Source organism: Bacillus sp. AF23 (assembly GCF_020861455.1).
GTDB lineage: Bacteria > Bacillota > Bacilli > Bacillales > Bacillaceae > Bacillus > Bacillus halotolerans.
This window is the reverse complement of record NZ_JAJHVY010000010.1, coordinates 1-19,205: the sequence shown is the minus strand read 5'-3', so window position 1 is coordinate 19,205 and position 19,205 is coordinate 1. Positions and strand designations below refer to the sequence as shown.

16 protein-coding genes are annotated in these 19,205 nt (G+C 42.1%); 8 read left to right on the top strand and 8 right to left on the bottom strand.

Translation table 11 applies throughout. The annotated features are described in order from the left end of the window. The first annotated feature begins 410 nt into the window (after positions 1-410). Entirely contained in the window at positions 411-1,784 is a 1,374-nt protein-coding gene (locus tag LNN34_RS02170; RefSeq protein WP_229042631.1) for an amino acid permease, read from the top strand. 240 nt (positions 1,785-2,024) lie between these two features. Here the strand turns inward: LNN34_RS02170 and LNN34_RS02165 are convergent, their stop codons facing one another. Then, positions 2,025-2,657 (bottom strand): LysE family transporter, encoded by a 633-nt coding sequence (locus tag LNN34_RS02165; protein ID WP_044154377.1) that lies wholly within the window; start codon positions 2,655-2,657, stop codon positions 2,025-2,027. A 153-nt stretch (positions 2,658-2,810) separates the two neighbouring features. Between LNN34_RS02165 and LNN34_RS02160 the strand changes: the two genes are divergently transcribed. From LNN34_RS02160 to LNN34_RS02140, 5 genes are all read left to right on the top strand, one after another. After that, entirely contained in the window at positions 2,811-3,638 is an 828-nt protein-coding gene (locus LNN34_RS02160) for a TrmB family transcriptional regulator (RefSeq protein WP_059293538.1), read from the top strand. 251 nt (positions 3,639-3,889) lie between these two features. Next, positions 3,890-4,390 carry an RNA polymerase sigma factor SigV gene (sigV, locus tag LNN34_RS02155; protein ID WP_044154367.1) on the top strand — a complete coding sequence of 167 codons (501 nt, stop codon included), beginning with the start codon at positions 3,890-3,892 and terminating at the stop codon, positions 4,388-4,390. Continuing rightward, on the top strand, positions 4,390-5,247 hold the full coding sequence (gene rsiV / locus LNN34_RS02150; protein WP_193659520.1) for an anti-sigma-V factor RsiV: 858 nt from the start codon (positions 4,390-4,392) through the stop codon (positions 5,245-5,247). The genes sigV and rsiV overlap by 1 nt, the downstream gene beginning before the upstream one ends. A gap of 128 nt (positions 5,248-5,375) precedes the next feature. Continuing rightward, positions 5,376-7,274, top strand: a complete 1,899-nt coding sequence (locus tag LNN34_RS02145; RefSeq protein ID WP_229042630.1) for an acyltransferase family protein — start codon at positions 5,376-5,378, stop codon at positions 7,272-7,274. Positions 7,275-7,741: 467 nt separating this feature from the next. After that, entirely contained in the window at positions 7,742-8,005 is a 264-nt protein-coding gene (locus tag LNN34_RS02140) for a YrhK family protein (RefSeq protein WP_207203690.1), read from the top strand. A gap of 329 nt (positions 8,006-8,334) precedes the next feature. On the opposite strand, the gene cypB is transcribed toward LNN34_RS02140, so the two are convergent. From cypB to LNN34_RS02105, 7 genes are all read right to left on the bottom strand, one after another. After that, positions 8,335-11,499 (bottom strand): bifunctional cytochrome P450/NADPH--P450 reductase CypB, encoded by a 3,165-nt coding sequence (gene cypB, locus LNN34_RS02135; protein ID WP_229042629.1) that lies wholly within the window; start codon positions 11,497-11,499, stop codon positions 8,335-8,337. Positions 11,500-11,515: 16 nt separating this feature from the next. Continuing rightward, the gene (locus LNN34_RS02130; RefSeq protein WP_024122281.1) at positions 11,516-12,106 is read right to left on the bottom strand and encodes a TetR/AcrR family transcriptional regulator; all 591 of its coding nucleotides are present in this window, start codon (positions 12,104-12,106) and stop codon (positions 11,516-11,518) included. Positions 12,107-12,328: 222 nt separating this feature from the next. Further along, positions 12,329-12,877 (bottom strand): class I SAM-dependent methyltransferase, encoded by a 549-nt coding sequence (locus tag LNN34_RS02125; RefSeq protein ID WP_202657437.1) that lies wholly within the window; start codon positions 12,875-12,877, stop codon positions 12,329-12,331. Between the two features lie 188 nt (positions 12,878-13,065). After that, positions 13,066-13,224 (bottom strand): hypothetical protein, encoded by a 159-nt coding sequence (locus LNN34_RS02120; protein WP_125825436.1) that lies wholly within the window; start codon positions 13,222-13,224, stop codon positions 13,066-13,068. A 166-nt stretch (positions 13,225-13,390) separates the two neighbouring features. Further along, complete coding sequence (locus tag LNN34_RS02115; protein ID WP_024122284.1) at positions 13,391-13,540, bottom strand: YrzI family small protein; 150 nt, start codon at positions 13,538-13,540, stop codon at positions 13,391-13,393. A 396-nt stretch (positions 13,541-13,936) separates the two neighbouring features. Then, a complete protein-coding gene (locus LNN34_RS02110; RefSeq protein ID WP_044154345.1) occupies positions 13,937-14,737 on the bottom strand; it encodes a formate/nitrite transporter family protein in 801 nt (266 codons plus the stop codon). A gap of 264 nt (positions 14,738-15,001) precedes the next feature. Further along, positions 15,002-15,370 (bottom strand): DUF2294 domain-containing protein, encoded by a 369-nt coding sequence (locus LNN34_RS02105; RefSeq protein ID WP_024122287.1) that lies wholly within the window; start codon positions 15,368-15,370, stop codon positions 15,002-15,004. 317 nt (positions 15,371-15,687) lie between these two features. Between LNN34_RS02105 and fdhF the strand changes: the two genes are divergently transcribed. Together fdhF and LNN34_RS02095 are read left to right on the top strand one after the other, a co-directional pair. Further along, positions 15,688-18,630 carry a formate dehydrogenase subunit alpha gene (fdhF, locus tag LNN34_RS02100; protein WP_082687884.1) on the top strand — a complete coding sequence of 981 codons (2,943 nt, stop codon included), beginning with the start codon at positions 15,688-15,690 and terminating at the stop codon, positions 18,628-18,630. A 19-nt stretch (positions 18,631-18,649) separates the two neighbouring features. Next, positions 18,650-19,132 (top strand): DUF1641 domain-containing protein, encoded by a 483-nt coding sequence (locus LNN34_RS02095; RefSeq protein ID WP_202657439.1) that lies wholly within the window; start codon positions 18,650-18,652, stop codon positions 19,130-19,132. The last annotated feature ends 73 nt before the right edge of the window (positions 19,133-19,205 follow it).

The following is a 19,205-nucleotide window of genomic DNA, read 5'->3' as shown; positions in this document are numbered from 1 at the left end:
CTTCAAAAGTAATAATTCGTAAACAGTTTACCACTCTCCGTGAACATATTGGTGACAAAGTTCTGATACTTCGGAAAATACATCTTAAAGATCAGGACAAACAACCCAAAACTTAATCTCTTGTCATTATAAACATGACTGAATGTAAACTCTCTATTCTTTTTATAACATTATTATTTTAATAAAAAATAGTGGGATATATTATTAGAGCGGCAGAAAAGAAATCCTTTACACATCCTGATGGATATGACACCTTATAAAAATAGATACATTAGTTACATTTAATTAAAAAAATCAATAAAATTTAATATAATATCAGTTTCCTGTTATAATGATAGATAAAAAATTTAGGAAGCTATGATTCCTAAACAACCAAGATAACTATATTTTTTATTGGAGGAAAACATAAAGTGACGGACGATTCCACTATGGACAATTCTCTGCACAAACGGAAATTGTCCAGAGGCCTTAAAAACAGGCACATACAACTCATAGCGATTGGGGGGGCAATCGGAACTGGTTTATTCCTAGGATCAGGGAAATCAATACATTTTTCAGGACCCTCTATTTTATTTGCTTACATGATCACGGGCGTATTTCTCTTTTTCATTATGCGTTCACTGGGAGAGCTGCTCTTATCAAACGCGGGATATCACTCTTTTGTTGATTTTGTAAGTGATTATTTAGGAAATATGGCAGCATTTATTACCGGCTGGACGTACTGGTTTTGCTGGATCTCACTTGCTATGGCTGATTTAACAGCTGTAGGCCTTTATACACAATATTGGTTTCCTGGTGTACCCCAATGGATGCCAGGGTTCATTGCGCTTATGATGTTGCTCATCATGAATCTAGCGACTGTAAAACTTTTTGGTGAATTGGAGTTCTGGTTCGCATTAATCAAAATCATCGCAATACTGGCACTGATTGTTATCGGTATTGTCTTGATCATAAAAGGATTTTCCACACAGTCAAACATAGCCTCCTTCACGAATCTTTGGAGTCACGGCGGCATGTTTCCAAATGGTTTACATGGATTTATCCTCTCATTCCAGATGGTCGTGTTTGCATTTACGGGCATTGAACTTGTGGGGCTTACTGCAGGCGAAGCAGAAAACCCAGAAAAAGTAATCCCTAAAGCAATTAACAATATCCCTATTCGAATTTTGCTTTTTTATATTGGCGCTCTTCTTGTGATTATGAGTATTTATCCATGGAATATCATCAATCCTGCTGAAAGCCCGTTTGTTCAAGTATTCTCAGCGGTCGGTATCACAGCAGCCGCCAGCATCATTAATTTTGTTGTACTGACATCTGCTGCTTCAGCTGGCAATAGTGCTTTATTTAGTACAAGCCGGATGGTATACTCGCTTGCCAAGGATCATCATGCACCTGACCCATTGCAAAAGCTGACTGCCTCAAATGTACCAAGCAATGCATTGTTCTTTTCAGCCATTGCCATTCTTATTGGTGTTATTCTGAACTATGTAATGCCAGAGCAAGTCTTTACGCTTATCACAAGTGTTTCTACTATATGCTTCATCTTTATTTGGGGCATTATTGTGATTTGCCATTTGAAATATCGGAAAACAAGACCGGAGGCAGCAAAGGTGAATACATTTAAAATGCCGCTTTTTCCATTATCCAATTACGTAACACTGGCTTTCCTAGTGTTCATACTGGTTGTGCTGGCACTCGCGAAAGATACGCGTGTTTCCCTATTTGTCACTCCTGTTTGGTTTCTCTTATTGATGATTGCTTATAAAGTTCGTCATACTAAGTGAAATCATAAAAAAGACAAGGGAGCTGTTTATCCCTTGTCTTTTTAGTGTGCTGCAAGACACTGGATATTCCATGTTTTACGATCCCGCTCATTGATTGTCATGATCTTTTCCCGTACAAATGTCTCCAAATAAACGTATGCTGAAGATCAAAACATACATGCCTCCGTGATTTAATCTCCATACTTATCAAAAGACTCCGTTCATATTTTGAACGGAGTCTTTTGATAAGTGGCCGTGACATCAATTTAAACCAGTTTTAATACCAAAGCCCACTAACATGATTCCCGTTATTTTTTGAAAAGCTTTCTGGAACTTTGGGTTTTTCATCCATTTTTTTGCGTAATCAATGATATAAACGAGAAAGAGAAACCATAACACCGCTAACAGGGTGAGAATTGAAGCTAAAATAATAAGCTGCTGGTTTACATTTCCCTTCAGATTGATGAATTGGGGCATGATCGTGACATAGACCAAAACCGTTTTGGGATTGAGAATGTTACTGAGTGAACCTTGCATAAAGGAAGATTTATAGTGTCGTTTCGGAGAAATTGCTGCGGTTTTTGCCTGAGCTTGCATGTCGTCTAAAGAAAACATATTTTTTGCAAAAAAACTTTTTATCCCTAAATAAATTAAGTATGCTGCTCCCAAATATTTGATTGTTGTAAAAAGAATCACCGACTTGGCAATGACCATTGATAAACCTAGAATGGCAATAACCGTCCAAAAAGAAAGTCCCGTTGCCAATCCGAGAATATTATATCGGCCAGCCTTTGCGCCATACCTAAGGGTATTTTTCATAACAAGCATCGTATCTGCTCCTGGAATGATAACCATCATGGCAGCGATCGGTATGTATGCGAGTAAGCTGTGCATGTTCTTTCCCCCTTTAAATGAATCCCCTTAACATATAGTGACTACTAAAGTAACTCCCTACAAAAAGTGTATCAATACGTTTGGAAAAAATCAATCTGGTTTGTTAAAATAGCGATTACAAAGGCAGCGACTGCTCTTTATATTGGAGGATGTATGAAGGAAAATATGTTAGACATTTTAAAAAACCTCAATTTTACCGAATATGAATCAAAAGCTTATCTGGCATTATTGCAAGAATCGCCTTTAACCGGCTATGCGGTAGCCAAAAATTCCGGCGTGCCTCGTTCAAAAATATATGAAGTCTTGGAAAGCCTTGTCTTAAGAGGAGATGTTTTTGTAAGCCACGGAAACACGCCTCAGTATGTCCCTGTACCCGCTAAAGAACTGATTAAAAACCGACGGCTCAAAGCGGAAGAGAATTTTGACCAGGCTGAAAAATACTTTGAAAAATTCGAACAGACCGCAAATGACCGGGAAAATATCTGGAATATTACCGGCCGCAGTGAAATTCTTGAAAAGGTGAAGGCTTGTATATTGTCAGCAAAAAAAAGAATCCTCTTGGAGATCTGGAAAGAGGATTTCAAAGAGGTGGAATCAGAGCTGAGACAGGCGGCAAATAAAGGTGTCATAGTCACCATTATTGCCTACGGAGATATCGCATCTGATTTTGCTAATGTGTACCTTCATGATATGAGCAGTGAAATTACAGAAGAGTATGACGGACGGTGGCTTGTATATAGCGGAGATGATTCAGAAGTAGTAGCAGGTATTGTCTCTCTTGGCAACGATAGCCGTGCTGCATGGACGATGCATGTAGGTTTAGTCATGCCTATTACAGAAGTGATCATTCATGATCTGTATCTCATGGAGATTATGAAGAAGCATAGAGGGCTTTTAGAAGATAGTTTTGGAAAAAACCTCATCCAGTTACGACGCAAATTTTCAATCCACTCAGATTTTAAAAAACATTACTTGGAATAGAACACATGATATTTCCTGTATACCATGTAACCAAAAAACATGGCTTGTATCAACAAGTCATGTTTTTTTATGCAACTCCCCCATTAATAGGGTCTTTTCCGTTTATTTTTAAGCAATTGATCCTCCTCTCCCGCTCCTGATCACTTTTTTTAAAAAAATGATATCTGCGAAAACTATTTTTCAAACTGCCCCGTCTATCCTAGGTAACATCCTACGATATACGTATATTAAAAAAGGAGCCCTTTATTGCAATGAAGAAAAAACAAACAATAAAAGCGTTGCTTGTCACGTGTATAACTGACCATAAGCAAGATTTCTACAGGTTAGCCTTCAGTTATGTGAAAAATCAAGATGACGCATTAGATATTATTCAGGAATCTATAAAAAAAGCGCTCAGCTCAGTTGAAACGGTCAGAAACCCTGAGACGATAAAAAGCTGGTTTTATAAAATCTTAGTACGTACAGCTATCGATTTTTTACGAAAACAAAAAAAGGTAAAGGTGATGGATGACGAAACGATTGAGTTTTTAAGCTCCGGAAAGGAAGATCACTATAAGGACACTGATCTTCATGAAGCGCTCGACGAATTGCCGTCCCACTATAAAACAATTATTATTTTGCGTTTTTTTGAAGACCTCAAACTAGAAGAAATTGCGGAAATTACAGGGGAAAACATGAATACCGTCAAAACGCGCCTTTACAGAGCATTGAAGCTGATGCGCATTCAGTTGACGAAGGAGGATCTTTCTTAATGGATAAGAGATTACAGCAATTAAGAGAAGAATATAAAAATGTCCAGATTCCTAAAGAACTGGATATCATTGTCGAAAAAGCCCTTCAGCAAAAACCAAAAAAGAAAAGAATCGTCATGTGGCCGACATCAGCAGCTGTCGCGGCAGCTATTTTATTCACTGCACTTGTTAACATCAACCCAGATGCAGCTCAAGCGATGTCAAAAATCCCTGTCATCGGCAAGATCGTCAAAGCCATCACTTTTATTGAGATCAAAGAAGAGAAAGATGAATCAAGCATCGATGTCAAAACGCCTGCTCTGTCGGGACTTTCTAATAAAGAGCTTGAAAACAGCATCAACCAGAAATATTTGAAAGAAAGCAAGCAGATGTATAAAGAATTTATACAGTCCACATCCAAAAACAAAAAAGGACATCTCAGCATCTACAGTGATTACGAGACAGTAACAGACACGCCAGATTTAATTTCTATTCGGCGTAATATTGAAAAAACACAAGCATCATCTTACACACAAAGCCGTTATATCACAATTGACAAAAAGAATGATATCTTACTTACATTAAAAAGCTTATTTAAAGATGACCGCTATATCAAAGTCATCAGCCAAAACATCAAAGAACAAATGAAACAGCAAATGAAGGAAGATCCAAATAAAATCTATTGGGTCACTGACGAGGATGCAGAACCATTCAAACACATTCAGCCTGATCAAACGTTTTATATTACAGAAGACCATAAACTTGTGATTTCATTTGATGAATATGAAGTTGCCCCCGGCTATATGGGCGTTACAGAGTTTAAAATTCCGACCAGCGTCATCTCAAACCTGCTCATGGGAGAACGTTATGTTCGATAACAGAAAAACATCCATGTCATCATCTGTCATGGGTGTTTACCCTTTCGCAAAGGACCTGACAAATATCAAGAAGGCGTAACCTTGCAGCCAAAACAACGAGAATATCTGCACATGATTGGAGGAATACCATGTATCACAAGACACAGCATCACCGCTACATCACTGGACTCGATGGCCTTCGGGCTTTTGCCGTACTGGCAGTTATCGCTTATCACCTAAACTTCAATTGGGCTAACGGAGGCTTCATCGGAGTTGATATCTTTTTTGTATTATCAGGCTACTTAATTACATCTATTATATTGCCGGCACATGGAAATGATATCAGCCTTGATTTTCGGGACTTTTGGGTGCGCCGAATTCGGCGGCTTCTGCCAGCGGCTTACCTTATGATCATATCCGCTGTTATTTGGGTCGTCGTGTGCAACCGGGAACTTTTGCACACTGTGCGCGGAGATGCCATCTCTTCTCTCTTTTACATGAGTAATTGGTGGTTTATTTTTCATAAACTCTCGTATTTTGATAGCTTTGGATCCCCGTCACCGCTTAAAAATCTTTGGTCATTGGCAATTGAAGAGCAATTTTATATTGTATGGCCGATGTTTTTGGTTGCTGGAATGTACATATTTAAAAACCGTGCGAAACTGGCGGCAGCGGTGTCGTTGCTTGCGCTCTGTTCAGCCGTGATGATGAGCGTACTGTATGAACCCGGCGGAGATCCGAGTCGCGTGTACTACGGCACAGATACTCGTTCGTTTGAACTTCTGATAGGATGTGCTCTGGCTCTGATATGGCCGATGAAAAGGCTGTCTTCCAACAGGCTGCCATACAAACTGAAGCGCCTTTTGCATGTCACAGAACTTTCGGCGTTTTGTATTTTAGTTTTGTGTGTCTATTTTACAGATGAATACGAACCTTTTCTTTACAGAGGCGGAATGTTTTTAATAAGCATTACAGCCGCGGTCCTTATTGCATGTGTATCCCATCCGAGCAGCTTTTTGGGCATTCTGCTGTCATGGAGGCCTCTTCGTTGGCTTGGAACGAGGTCTTACGGTATTTATCTTTGGCACTACCCTATTATTGTGTTAAGCACGCCGGTTCAAGAAATCGGAAACCCTGTTTTTTGGCATATTGCGCTAAAGATCATCGCTACATTTATACTCGCCGAGCTATCCTATCATTTTATTGAGAAGCCGATACGGACAGAAGGGGTTAAGTCATTTTTCCGCCGGGCTTTTATTCATAGAATTCGGGAATGGAAAACGACATCTGTCATCAGCAAATTGTCAGTTGGCTTCGTCATTCTCGCTATGCTTATTTTTGCAGGGGGACTGTCAGGGATAGCCGGAGAGAAAAAACATCCGCAATGGACGTATAGTACACAAGAAACAAGCGCTGACACAAACCAGACGTCAGAGCATAGAAAGATGGCAGCATCCGATAAAGACGGAGAAAACAAATCCAAACAAAAAACAACAGCCTCAACTAAAGATCAAGAGGAATCGAAGGCAAACGGACAGGAGACTAAGAAAAAAAAGGACGTAAAATCTCAGAAAGAACCGGCAGCTGCTGATAAAGAAGTATTAGCAATAGGGGATTCCGTCATGCTTGATATCGCCTCCAGCCTCCGTCAGTCTCTTTCACATGTTATAATTGATGGGAAGGTGGGAAGACAAATGTCTCAAGCTTTAGAACTGACACAGGAATACAAGTCTTTTAATCAGCCGAATAAATCTGTCATCATTGAACTGGGAACCAATGGCTACTTTACAAACAGCCAAATCGATCAATTGCTTACATCTTTCTCAAAAGCTCATATCTATCTTGTCAATACGCGGGTTCCCCGGCAATGGGAAAGCAAGGTGAATGAAGCTTTGCGGCAGCAGGCTAACACGCATAACAATATTACGTTGGTTGACTGGCATACAGAAGCTCTCCAGCATCCGGAGTATTTCACCCCTGACGGCGTACACTTGGTTCCCCAAGGGGCTGAAGCTTTAACCGCTCTTATCGTTCGGGCAATAAAATAGATTAGCAAAAAAAGAGGTCCTGCTTAGACCTCTTTTTTGCGATGGATCAATTCCATCTGCAGGCTGAAAACCGCTTTTAAAAAAGGATTGCCTGGTCACATAGATGACATGGACCAGGCATAAAACCTAATCTATTGGAAATTTATATTCTGCATTCTAAAATTATTCCTTCCGCTTCGTTCTCAAATTCACCTAATACGATAATAACCTTCGATTCTTTATTCATATTGCCACCCCTTTCGTTTATGATCTATTTATATTACAATGTTTTTCAATTTTTATTAATGAATAGGCGTAAGAAAACTCACAATCCCCCGCCCTTCCTAACTTGAGAAATGGCTGACCTGTATATGGTCCTCATCATTTTTATTTCTAGCTGTGAAACCCTTATGTTTACCTATCGTTTACGTGAGGGTAAGCAAATATAGAATGGAGGGATCATCGTGGAAGCTAATGCAGAAAAAGAGATGAAAAAGCAAATAAATCGATACGAGCTTTTTTTCAAAAAACGATATAAAGTTCTCTATACAGTAAACGATTTTATCATTGGCGCTTTATTTTTAATCGGCAGCTTTTTCTTCTTTTACGATGAATTAATGTCTGCAGGGATATGGCTGTTTGCGGTTGGCAGCTTCCTGCTTTTAATCAGACCGACGATTCGTTTGGTTCATGATTTTCATTACAGAAAACATCTTGAGCGTCTATATCATCATGGAACATCCTCTGACTAGCTTGAAGTGTGAGGAAGCGAACAGATGAATGCATAGTCTCAAATCGGACAGTCTAACTCAAACAGCAGGATGAGATGCAAGAATAAAAAGGAAAAAACGCTTGATTAAGTTTCTGGAAAATTAAACTCCAAGATACAAATATATAACTTTATAACTATTTATTTATCAAAAACCAGAAAAAAACTAAAGTTTTATATCTTTCGGACGATAATAATAACAAGGCCGGCGCGATACTCCCTATAACATCCTTTTCAGTAGATTTCAATATCGTGCCGGTTTTTTTCACATGCTAAAGCAATCCCGCCATCTCTGGCGGGATTTATTTTTGCTTACATTCCAGCCCATACATCTTTTACATAACGTTTTTGATCTTGCAGCTTCTTCAGCCATTCTGCTGACGCTTCCTGACTTGCTCCTTTGTCAGCTTCATAAGCCGCACGCAGTGTGTTCTCTACTTCAGGAGCCATTTGCGCACCATCGCCGCATATATAAACGTGCGCACCTTTTTCGATCAGTGAAATTAATTTCTGTGCATCTTGATTTAGCAAGTGCTGAACATATACTTTTGGTTCGTCTTCCATTCGTGAATAGCATCGATGGACTGTTACCAAACCGGCTTTTTCCGCCTGGTCAAGCTCTTCTTTATAAAGATCGTCATGATCAGGACGCCGGCATCCGAAGTATAAATGAGCTTCGCCAAGCGCACTTCCTTCCTTCTTCAGAACGGATCTGGCCTGGATGAAACCTCTGAATGGCGCAATTCCTGTACCCGGTCCCACCATAATCAGCGGGGTTTGGGGATCATCAGGCAGCTGGAACCCAGATTGCGGCGTCCGAATGAAACAGGCAACCGTATCACCTTGACGGAGTCCGGCTAAGTAATTGGATGCAACGCCCTTGTATTCCCCGCGTCCGCTCCAAGCTGAGGCCTTTACAACTCCCACCGTCATACTGACCCTATTTGCTTTGACCTTCGGTGAGCTTGAAATTGAATAATATCTTGGCTTTAGTGATGGCAAAAGCTCTAAAAACCGTTCAAACGGCATTTCGCAGGCCGGATAGTCCTCTAACAGATCCAGCATTGTCACACGTTTTGTCAGAACCTGTTCCTTGTACATTTCATCACTCGATACAAGCAATTCCAGCTCTTTTTTATGAGGCGGGCATACTGTATATGAAGCCAGCTCACGAAGCTGAAGCCTTGAAGCAGAATCCTGCAGCTCTACGTAGGATGATAATAACTCCGTCACTCTGATCGGCCGATCCAGCGGAAGGTGAGCCATATGCGGGCTCCCGTTCATTTTCATCACAGCCTGCGGCTGTAAATCGAATCGGTTGAGAACCCGTTGAACCAGCTCTTGGCTGTTTTTCGGCAATACTCCGATGTGGTCGCCTTCTTTATACGTTTTTGAGTCAGGGAGCTCCAATTCTATATGACGCGTCGAACGCAAACTGCTTGCTGTCTGAAGCTCATGGTTTTCAAGAACGATACCTTCAAACGCGCCATACGCTTTAGCAAGCGGTGTCTCTGTTGCTTCACTGAGGAATGTAATGGATAGTGACGGCTTCGTTTCTTTCTCGGTTATTTCATTCACGTGAAAGGCTTCCATTGTTTCCTTCCAAAAGCGGTTCTCCCAAGACTCGCGATGGCTTTCAAAGTCATCGGCCGCATCGCCTTCCCCAATGGATGTCAATCGTGATGCTCCTTTTGATGCCATCATGTCATCGATAAGCCGAGGAATTCGCTGATACGTGCTGGCCCAGCTCCGGTTTCCGCAGCCGAATACCGCATAGGAAACATCCTTTAATTGACCTTCCTCCAACTCTCCCAGCCACTCAACAAAGCCAGCAGCATTATCAGGCGGCGCTCCGTTATATGAGGCAGTCACAATGACAACAGCGCCTTGGGAGGGGAGTTTTCCAATGTAATCATCAAGTGGTGCAGTTTCCGCTGTAAAGCCGAGCCGGCGCCCGTAAGCTGCCAATTCACCTGCCATGCCTTCTGCGGTGCCGAGATTTGAACCGTAAAGAACGAGTAAAGGTGTGCCTTGTTTAGGTTTTGTCTCGTTTTCTTTCGTTTCGTGCGCGGTGCCAGTCTGTTCTTTTTTCTGAACATTCATTTGGACCATTTTCCTTGGTTTCACTGTAATTTTAAAATCATCCGGTTTAATTGTTAATGCCTCTTTGATTTTGAGCTCGTAACCAGTGTGATTCATCAATTCAAAGTGCTTTAATACAAGTCCGAGAACCATTGTCGCTTCTTGAAGCGCAAACTGCATCCCGATACACGCGCGCTGGCCGTTTCCAAACGGTTTATACGCATGGTGAGGAATATTTTCAGGGTTCTCAAACCGTTCCGGACGAAAATCTTCTGCATCTTCACCCCAAGCGTTTTGATCTCTGTGAAGTTTTGGAATCAAGACGGAGACGGGCTGTCCTTTACTGATAGGGTATTCGCCGCCTAAAACTGTATCCTCCTTGGCATAAAGAGAAAAAGCGGGCGCTGTCGGATACAGCCTAAGCGTTTCATTGAGAACCATCCGAACATATTTCAGCTGCTGAATGTGTTTATATTCAGGCGTGTCTTCCGTTAACACGCGATCGGCTTCCTCTTGAGCTTTTTTAAGTTTTTCCGGATGTTTAAGCAGACAGTAAATCGCAAAGGAAAGCAAGCCGCTCGTTGTTTCATGGCCTGCGATTAAAAACGTGATGATTTGATATCTGATGTTTTCATCATCCAGTGTCTCACCCGTTACAGGATCTTTCGCATAAAGCATGAGGGATAACAGATCCTTAATGTTTTGGTCCGGGTTTGCTTTTCGCTCTGCTATAATTCTGTCAACCAGCGAATTCATCACTTCGATATCCTTTTGGAACTGCTGTCTCGTTTTGACCATCATCTTATCCTGCAGGCCCAGTCTTTTTGTTTGGTTCATTCCCTCTTTTAAAGCCCGGAGCATGCTGGTGATAAACGGATGCTGCGTATCACGGTAAAAGCTGTTAAACCGGTAGTTAAATCCGCATAACCCGATGGTATCAAGCGTCAGGCGGGTCATATCGTCCGCCACGTCAATTTCTTCATTCGGATTCAGCCGGCTCCATTTTTGAATCAGCTGTGTCGCGATATCCAGCATCATAGAATGATAGCCTTTCATTGCTTTTTGACTGAAGCTCGGCAGCAGAATACGATGGGCTTTCTGCCAATTCGGCTCGTGCGTCCAGCTAGTAAACAACCCGTCTCCTCCGAACTCACGCACTTTCAGCAAGCCTTTTCCAAGGTTTTTGTCAAATCGGCTCTCGTCACACACTTCAGCAACGAGTTCATGGCCTGATACGAAAACGCCGGATACACCAGGAAAATCGAAACGGAAAATCGGCCCTAACTCATCAGCAATCCGCCATAAGGATTGGGAAAGCTGTTCCTTTTCCAAATGCGGGAGGTTTTTTAAAGGTCCGTATGTTTTCGGCTGAGGTATTGCACTTGCCTGTTTCATAAACATCTTCCTTTCTTTATTCTTCTGAAGTCAATGAATGAAGTTTAATCGCGTCCCAGCAGCATTGCTCCAATTCAGAAATCAAATCAGCATTCATCTCTATATCACCTTGTTGCACAAGCTGATACAACTTGAGAAATGCGCCTAATACAATCGCAATTAATACATTGGAGGGCAAGGAGCGGATCACTCCTTCTGTTTTTCCCTTGTTAAAAAAATCGTCAAGCATTTGAGTCAGGTTTTCTATCATTTTTTTGCTTGTTTCATTTAAATAGTGAGCATCCTTTTTCGTTTCAAGGAAAAAAAGCGCGTAGTCGCTCTCCTTGGTAAATTGAACGAGACAGCAAAATATGTGGCGAAAGCCCTCTCTGACAGGCATTTCAGAATAATTTCGCTTTACCTTTTCTGAAAAGCGCTGAATACTTTCTTGAAACAAAACATTGACGAGTGTTTCTTTGCTGTCAAAGTAGCGATAAATCGTGCCTGTACCCACTTCCGCTCTTTTTGCTATCATTGGGATGGTGGTGGCATCAAATCCTCTTTCCGTAAAAAGCGAGAGCGATGCCTTCATGATCAAATCGTATTTACTGATAAGTGCGGATGCCATGTAAACTTAAAACCTCCGATTCATTTAGGAATGAACATTCATTCCGTTTGTTCATAAATGATATCCACTCTGTCTCGAATCACCTCTTACCCATTCTTATGTTTATAGTTTATATGAAAAAAACTTTTTTTAATATAAATGCTATGCAAAAAATATAAAATTAAGAAAATATACCCAAATCCCTGAATGTCAGAAGTCTGGATATATTTCCCGAGAAATTTTTTATTTAACAGCGACAATACAAAGGCACGAATCGCGTCTGATGACAGAAATGTCTCTAAAATGCTGATCTTGCAGCAATTGAATATATTTTTTCTCGTTTCTTTCTGCATTATTATCAATACTGATGTAAAATCGGCCGTCAATTTGAAGCACTCGATAAATCTCTCTTAATGCGAGCCTGACATCAGTACAAGCCTGAACCGTATGTAAAGAAAATACTTTATTGAAGGTACGGTCTTCAAAGGGGATCCTTTCCGGATGACCATGGAAAATGCCCCCTTGATCTGTTTTCTTTTGCTTTTGGATTGCACGAGATACCTGTCTTACTTTTCGCTTAGAAGAGTCGATGCTTTTTATGCTTCCCTTTTCAAGTTTTCCCGTTATTGTCTTAAAGACAGAGCCGTTTCCGGTTCCAATTTCTAAAATTCTGTCATTTTCTTGTATGTCTATAGAATCAATCATCATATGCTCAATGATTTTAGTTTGCTTATATTTCCCAGAAAATAATTTCAATAGGTTCGCTCGTTTATAAAGTTTGTTTTCTAGCATTTTAAACACCTGCTTTTGGTTTCCTGTGCTTATTTATTATATTGAAAAAATAAACATCGCTTCATTTCTTATACAGAATGAAGATATCAACTAGACGGCAATGTGTTTAGAAATGTTTCAACAGAACTGAACATTTTCATTTTTTCCCGCAAAAAAAGGCAGAAAACAAAATGTTTTCCGCCCGCTTTTTAATGCCAATGATATGGGAACATATACAGCCTTTGCTGCTGCATCGCCGCCAGCCTCTGCTGACGGAATGGATTACCATAGCCGTGTTTGAAGGAATGCGGCATGGATGCATAACCATGACCTATCGACGGCAGCCTTTTTTGTTGAAAGTTCATCATGCCATCACCTGCCCTTACATAAAGTGCTGCTTTTTTTATGATATGCAGGGCGGCATTTCCTTGACAGCTTCATTCGCTACACTTGGTCCTTCTCCATCGTATAATGCATCAATAGTTCCATTTTAAACATTTGTCATCTCTCCCTTCTGTATTTTGTTTCCTTTTTTTAGCGCCAGTTTGTCAAATAAAGATGTTTCAGCTGAGATTCTTTCATTTCATCATAAATCTGCTCGATCTGCTGTTCTTGTTCGAACTCTTCCGGGCTTTTAAACCGCTTGTTAATCGTTAATGTCAAAAAGAATAGGTTAATCGTCATATCGCTCACCCCCTTTCAAAGTCCGCTCCAAGCGAAATAACCCGCGGCATCTCCCTGCCGCGGGCACATAAAAACCGCAGACAAAAGAAGACACCCATGTCTCTACTGCCTGCGGGGAGTTGCGTATGTCCGACGATTCCGAATTTAATGCGTGCGATAAGCATCGGTTAAGGAAGGACACGGACTCTTCCACAGGCTGAATAAACCATTATAAATTCCTTGTACATTGCTTGAGCCACTAACTGGTCTGCGTCGTTGTCGCATTGTCATTTTGATTCAGCCTCCTTTGCTTTTTTTCTTACTTTGTAAGTATATCCACCAAATTCCATTTTGTAAACATCTTTTTCTAAAAATGGACGTAAATTGTGTGATTCATCGACTGTCTTTGTCCCTTGTTTATGATACCTGTTTCATTTCTTTTCTGGAGCGGTCTTTCTTATGATATGCGATAAAATAGATGAATCCGACAAACACTGCTCCTCCAATAACATTGCCGATAAAAGCCGGAATGAGGTTTCCGATAAACTGCCCCCACGTAAACGAGCCTGCAAAAATGGCAGCCGGAATCACAAACATGTTGGCGACAACGTGCTGAAATCCGATTGCCACAAAGGCCATGACAGGGAACCATATGCCAACAATTTTCCCTGCGCCATCTTGAGCACCGAAGGAAAGCCAAACTGCAAGACACACCAGCCAGTTACAGCCGATGCCGGAAACGAGCACCTTGCCAAAGCTCATATCAAGCTTGCCTTGCGCGACGGCGATCGTCTTTTCCAAATATGGCCCCGTTTCGGTTAAGCCGACAAGATGTCCGAAAAAGTAAGCAACAAACAAAGCGCCGATCAGATTCATAATGGTAACGATCACCCAATTAACCGCCAATTCCTTTAGTGATATTTTTCTCGAAAATAACGCCATTGCCATTGACATCATATTTCCTGTAATCAGTTCAGCCCCTGCAAGAACCACAAGTATCAGTCCTACAGGAAATACCGCAGCCCCGATAAAACTGGACAGGCTTCCCCATTCTTTCGGAAGATCGCCGATCACTCTGATATCAAGCAAATAACCGAGTGCGATAAAAGCACCGCCTAAAAAACCCAGCACCAAGAGAGACAGCAGCGGAAGCTTTACCTTTTTCATCCCTGCTTCAATTGCTGCTTCTGCTATTTCATCCGGTTTCCGAAAACCCATACTACATACGCCTCCATTGTTTCTCCATTTTTACAGTTATAAAAGAAAAGCATCAAAAAAGGCAGCACTCAAATAACCTGTATCAATCAGGTGTTTGAATGCTGCCTAACTTGTGTGCATACCCATACAACAACATCAAGCAGAATTAAGATATTGATAGAGAATATATACAGTTCGTGCATACATTCCATTGCTTTTGTCCTTCTATAACTGTAGTAAAAACATCATATCAAATGTGGCAATTTTGTGTCAATGGCAAATATGCTAGTTAAAAAGGACTTCTTTTTGGTCGTCAATTTTTCGGTCAAAGACAAAAACAGATACGGCGATATTTTCTTCAATTTTGATATCAGAAAACAAATGAACAAGCTTAGCCCCGATCAGCTCCTCCATTCCTTCCGGCGTTTTTTTAGAGTAAAGGTCTTGAATCAGGCTTGTCCGGGCCGCATGCACCATTTCTCTTCCCTCAGGCGTGCGGGCGATAAACTGCTCGCTCGCGCTCAGGTTGCCGTAGAGCGTCGACACAGCCATATTATCTACAAATACCGTGTGAATCCGTTCAGGTCCTTTGCCGAACAATTCCTTGCGAAGTTTTCGAATAATATCATTAAACTCATGAATTTTCTTTGACATGCTGATTACCCCTTCCGATTTTGCCTTAAAAAAAAGGCCGTTCCCGGTTCCCCTCAGGACATTTCACTTGGTTAAAATTTCCCTGTCATATTGTATTATAATAAATATCACTTTATAATAAAAGCAGTGTTGATGGATTTGTAATAGGATCTTGTTATGAGTCTATCGGTTTATAAAAATCAAGGATTGGTCTGTTAGTAAGACTTGCTAGTGAACTATTCCGCCATGTGTGTTTACACCTTCTGTGAATGAAAGACAGGTGTATCTATACATGGCTTTTTTGACTTCTTGAAAGAAAGATGGAGGGGAATATGAATATGATGGACGATAAGTCGATCAGTGTCCGCGTTGACGGAACAGAAATTCAAGCACGAGCAGGGGCCACAATTTTAGATATTTTAAATGAAAATGGGATTGAGTATCCGCAAATCTGCCACGTCCCAGAGGTTGATCCGATTCAAACATGCGATACATGCATTGTAGAGGCAGACGGCAAGCTGGTTCGTTCATGCTCTACGGTCGCTGAAAACGGAATGTCAATTGATCTTTCGGGAAATCGGGTGAAAGAGGCACAAACCGAAGCAATGGACCGCCTTCTTGAAAATCATTTGCTGTATTGCACGGTTTGCGATAATAACAATGGGAACTGTACACTGCATAATACAGCAGAAATGATGGGAATCGAGCATCAAAAATACCCTTATACGCCAAAAGAAGATCCGTCTTGTGCGGTTGATATGTCTCACCCGTTTTACCGATATGATCCAAACCAATGCATCGCCTGCGGCCAGTGTGTTGAGGTGTGTCAGAACCTTCAAGTCAATGAAACACTCTCTATCGACTGGGAACGCGAACGTCCGCGGGTTATTTGGGATGAAGGAGTTTCAATCAACGAATCTTCTTGTGTCAGCTGCGGCCAATGTGTCACGGTTTGTCCGTGTAATGCACTGATGGAAAAATCAATGCTCGGGCAGGCTGGCTTTATGACAGGCATCAAAGAGGATGTCATGGAGCCTATGATTGACCTCGTGAAAAACGTTGAACCTGGGTACGGCAGCATTTTTGCCATTTCTGAAGTCGAAGCGGCAATGCGTGAAACGAGAACGAAAAAAACCAAAACGGTATGTACGTTCTGCGGCGTCGGCTGTTCCTTTGAAGTATGGACAAAAGGCCGGGATATCTTAAAGATCCAGCCTGTTTCCGATGCTCCGGTTAACGCGATTTCTACATGCGTCAAAGGGAAATTCGGCTGGGATTTCGTTAATTCTGAAGAGCGGATCACAAAGCCTTTAATCCGTAAAAACGGGGCTTTTGTTGAATCATCTTGGGAAGAAGCCCTCGATCTAGTCGCAAGCAGATTAGGTGAAATTAAAGAGACATACGGCAAAGGCTCTGTCGGATTCATTTCTTCTTCTAAAATTACGAATGAAGAAAACTATGTCATCCAAAAATTAGCGCGTCAGGTATTTGAAACAAATAACGTCGATAACTGCTCTCGCTACTGTCAGTCTCCTGCTACAGACGGGTTGTTCCGTACGGTCGGCATGGGCGGTGACGCCGGCACGATTAAAGATATTGCCAAGGCCGGACTCGTCATCATCGTCGGCGCCAATCCGGCTGAAGGACATCCAGTGCTTGCAACACGGGTCAAACGTGCACACAAGCTCCATGGACAAAAATTGATCGTTGCCGACCTGCGGAAAAATGAGATGGCTGAGCGGTCAGATCTGTTCATTAGCCCTAAACAAGGCACAGACCAGGTTTGGCTGATGGCCGTTACAAAATATATGATCGACCAAGGCTGGCATGATCAAGCGTTTATTGATGAGAACGTGAACTACTTTGAAGACTATAAAGAAACACTTAAAACCTATACGCTTGATTATGCAGAACGCATCACAGGCCTCTCAAAAGAAAACATCATTCGAATTGCCGAAATGATTCGTGACGCTGACGGCACTTGTGTTCTTTGGGGAATGGGTGTTACTCAAAACACGGGCGGCTCTGATACGTCAGCAGCGATTTCGAACCTGCTTCTGGCAACAGGCAACTACCGCCGTCCGGGTGCCGGCGCTTATCCACTGCGCGGCCACAATAACGTTCAAGGCGCTTGCGACATGGGGACATTGCCAGGCTGGCTTCCGGGATATCAGCATATTACAGATGACGAAGCACGCGCCAAATTTGAAAAGGCTTATGGTGTGGAGATTGAAGGAAAACCAGGTTTAGACAATATACAAATGCTTCATTCCATTGAAGAAGGCAAGATGAAGGCCATGTACCTTGTTGGTGAAGATATGGCACTGGTTGATTCGAATGCGAACCATGTGCATGATATTTTATCAAGCCTTGATTTCTTCGTGGTTCAGGACATTTTCCTGTCGAGAACGGCTCAATATGCCGATGTCGTCTTGCCTGCCACTCCATCTCTTGAGAAAGATGGAACGTTTACCAATACAGAGCGCCGTGTGCAGCGATTGTATCAAGCGCTTCCGACACTTGGAGACGCGAAACCGGACTGGTGGATTATTCAAGAGGTGGCAAACCGCTTAGGAGCCGGCTGGAACTACAGCCATCCAAGCGACATTTTCTCTGAAATGGCGAGTCTTTCTCCTCTGTTTGGAAAAGCCAGCTATGAGGTGCTTGAAGGCTGGAACACCTTCCTATGGGGCAGCTTCACAGGTGAAAGCACGCCGCTTCTGTATGAAGACGGATTTAATTTCCCAGACAAGAAAGCCCGTTTTGCACTGTCTGATTGGACTGAACCTGCCGCTTTCCCTGAAGAATATGATCTTCACATCAATAACGGCCGGATGCTTGAGCATTTCCATGAAGGAAATATGACAAATAAATCGAAAGGCATTCAATCCAAAGTGCCGAATGTATTCGTCGAAGTATCGCCGGAGCTTGCACAGGAGCGCGGCATTTGTGACGGTTCACTGGTTCGCCTCGTTTCTCCGTTCGGAGCTGTTAAATTAAATGCGCTCATTACTGACCGTGTGCGAAAAAATGAACTCTACCTGCCGATGAACTCGACAGACAAGGATTCAGCGATTAACTTCCTGACAGGGCCTGCGGCTGATAAACGCACGAACACGCCTGCTTACAAACAGACGAAGGTTCGCATGGAGGTGCTTGGAGGCTGCGAAAGCGCACCGCTTCCTAAAACAAATCCGCGTAATAAGAAACGGAATCCGCAAAACGGCGTCGAGGCAGAAAGAAAATGGAACCGTCCGGGTTATGTCCATTTGACTGATTAAATGAAAGGGGGAAATGAAAATGGCCACTCCGATTACAACGATCAAAAAAGAAACAAAAACAGCGGAGCAAATCAAGCTTGAGAAAATCGAGGAGCTGAAGGAGCTGCTGACGGAAAATGAGGATGCCGTCGCGAAAACGATGACGTTAATGAGTGAACTTAATGAGCTTGGCATCTTTGATGCAGCAGCAAGCATGCTGAGAGCGAAAGAAGACATCGCCAAAATTGCGCTTGGCCAGGTATCTCGCGAGCCTGTCACAAACCTCATCAACACGATGATGGCGGCTGGAGGCGCTTTGACAAAGGCTGATCCTGCGTTTACAGGCAAGCTTTTAGAAAGCGTAATGGCGGGAACCGAACAGGCGCAAAGCTTTTTAAAAGAAGACAAGAAAGTCGGCATTCTCGATCTCTTAAAAGCGATGAACGACCCTGATATTAACAGAGCAGTCGGCTTCGGCCTTCAGTTTTTAAAAGGCATGGGAAAAGAGCTGCGGGAAGAATAACAAAAAAACAGTCATCAGTGGGACTGACCCCCGTTTTTGAGACAGGGATCAAAACACCTTTTATACAGCCAAT

Excerpts from the sequence above, each read along its gene's own strand:
- LNN34_RS02165 (WP_044154377.1), bottom strand. The coding sequence starts at position 2,657 with ATGCACAGCTTACTCGCATACATACCGATCGCTGCCATGATGGTTATC.
- LNN34_RS02160 (WP_059293538.1), top strand. The coding sequence starts at position 2,811 with ATGAAGGAAAATATGTTAGACATTTTAAAAAACCTCAATTTTACCGAA.
- sigV (WP_044154367.1), top strand. The coding sequence starts at position 3,890 with ATGAAGAAAAAACAAACAATAAAAGCGTTGCTTGTCACGTGTATAACT.
- rsiV (WP_193659520.1), top strand. The coding sequence starts at position 4,390 with ATGGATAAGAGATTACAGCAATTAAGAGAAGAATATAAAAATGTCCAG.
- LNN34_RS02145 (WP_229042630.1), top strand. The coding sequence starts at position 5,376 with ATGTATCACAAGACACAGCATCACCGCTACATCACTGGACTCGATGGC.
- LNN34_RS02140 (WP_207203690.1), top strand. The coding sequence starts at position 7,742 with ATGAAAAAGCAAATAAATCGATACGAGCTTTTTTTCAAAAAACGATAT.
- cypB (WP_229042629.1), bottom strand. The coding sequence starts at position 11,499 with ATGAAACAGGCAAGTGCAATACCTCAGCCGAAAACATACGGACCTTTA.
- LNN34_RS02130 (WP_024122281.1), bottom strand. The coding sequence starts at position 12,106 with ATGGCATCCGCACTTATCAGTAAATACGATTTGATCATGAAGGCATCG.
- LNN34_RS02125 (WP_202657437.1), bottom strand. The coding sequence starts at position 12,877 with ATGCTAGAAAACAAACTTTATAAACGAGCGAACCTATTGAAATTATTT.
- LNN34_RS02120 (WP_125825436.1), bottom strand. The coding sequence starts at position 13,224 with ATGATGAACTTTCAACAAAAAAGGCTGCCGTCGATAGGTCATGGTTAT.
- LNN34_RS02115 (WP_024122284.1), bottom strand. The coding sequence starts at position 13,540 with ATGACGATTAACCTATTCTTTTTGACATTAACGATTAACAAGCGGTTT.
- LNN34_RS02110 (WP_044154345.1), bottom strand. The coding sequence starts at position 14,737 with ATGGGTTTTCGGAAACCGGATGAAATAGCAGAAGCAGCAATTGAAGCA.
- LNN34_RS02105 (WP_024122287.1), bottom strand. The coding sequence starts at position 15,370 with ATGTCAAAGAAAATTCATGAGTTTAATGATATTATTCGAAAACTTCGC.
- fdhF (WP_082687884.1), top strand. The coding sequence starts at position 15,688 with ATGATGGACGATAAGTCGATCAGTGTCCGCGTTGACGGAACAGAAATT.
- LNN34_RS02095 (WP_202657439.1), top strand. The coding sequence starts at position 18,650 with ATGGCCACTCCGATTACAACGATCAAAAAAGAAACAAAAACAGCGGAG.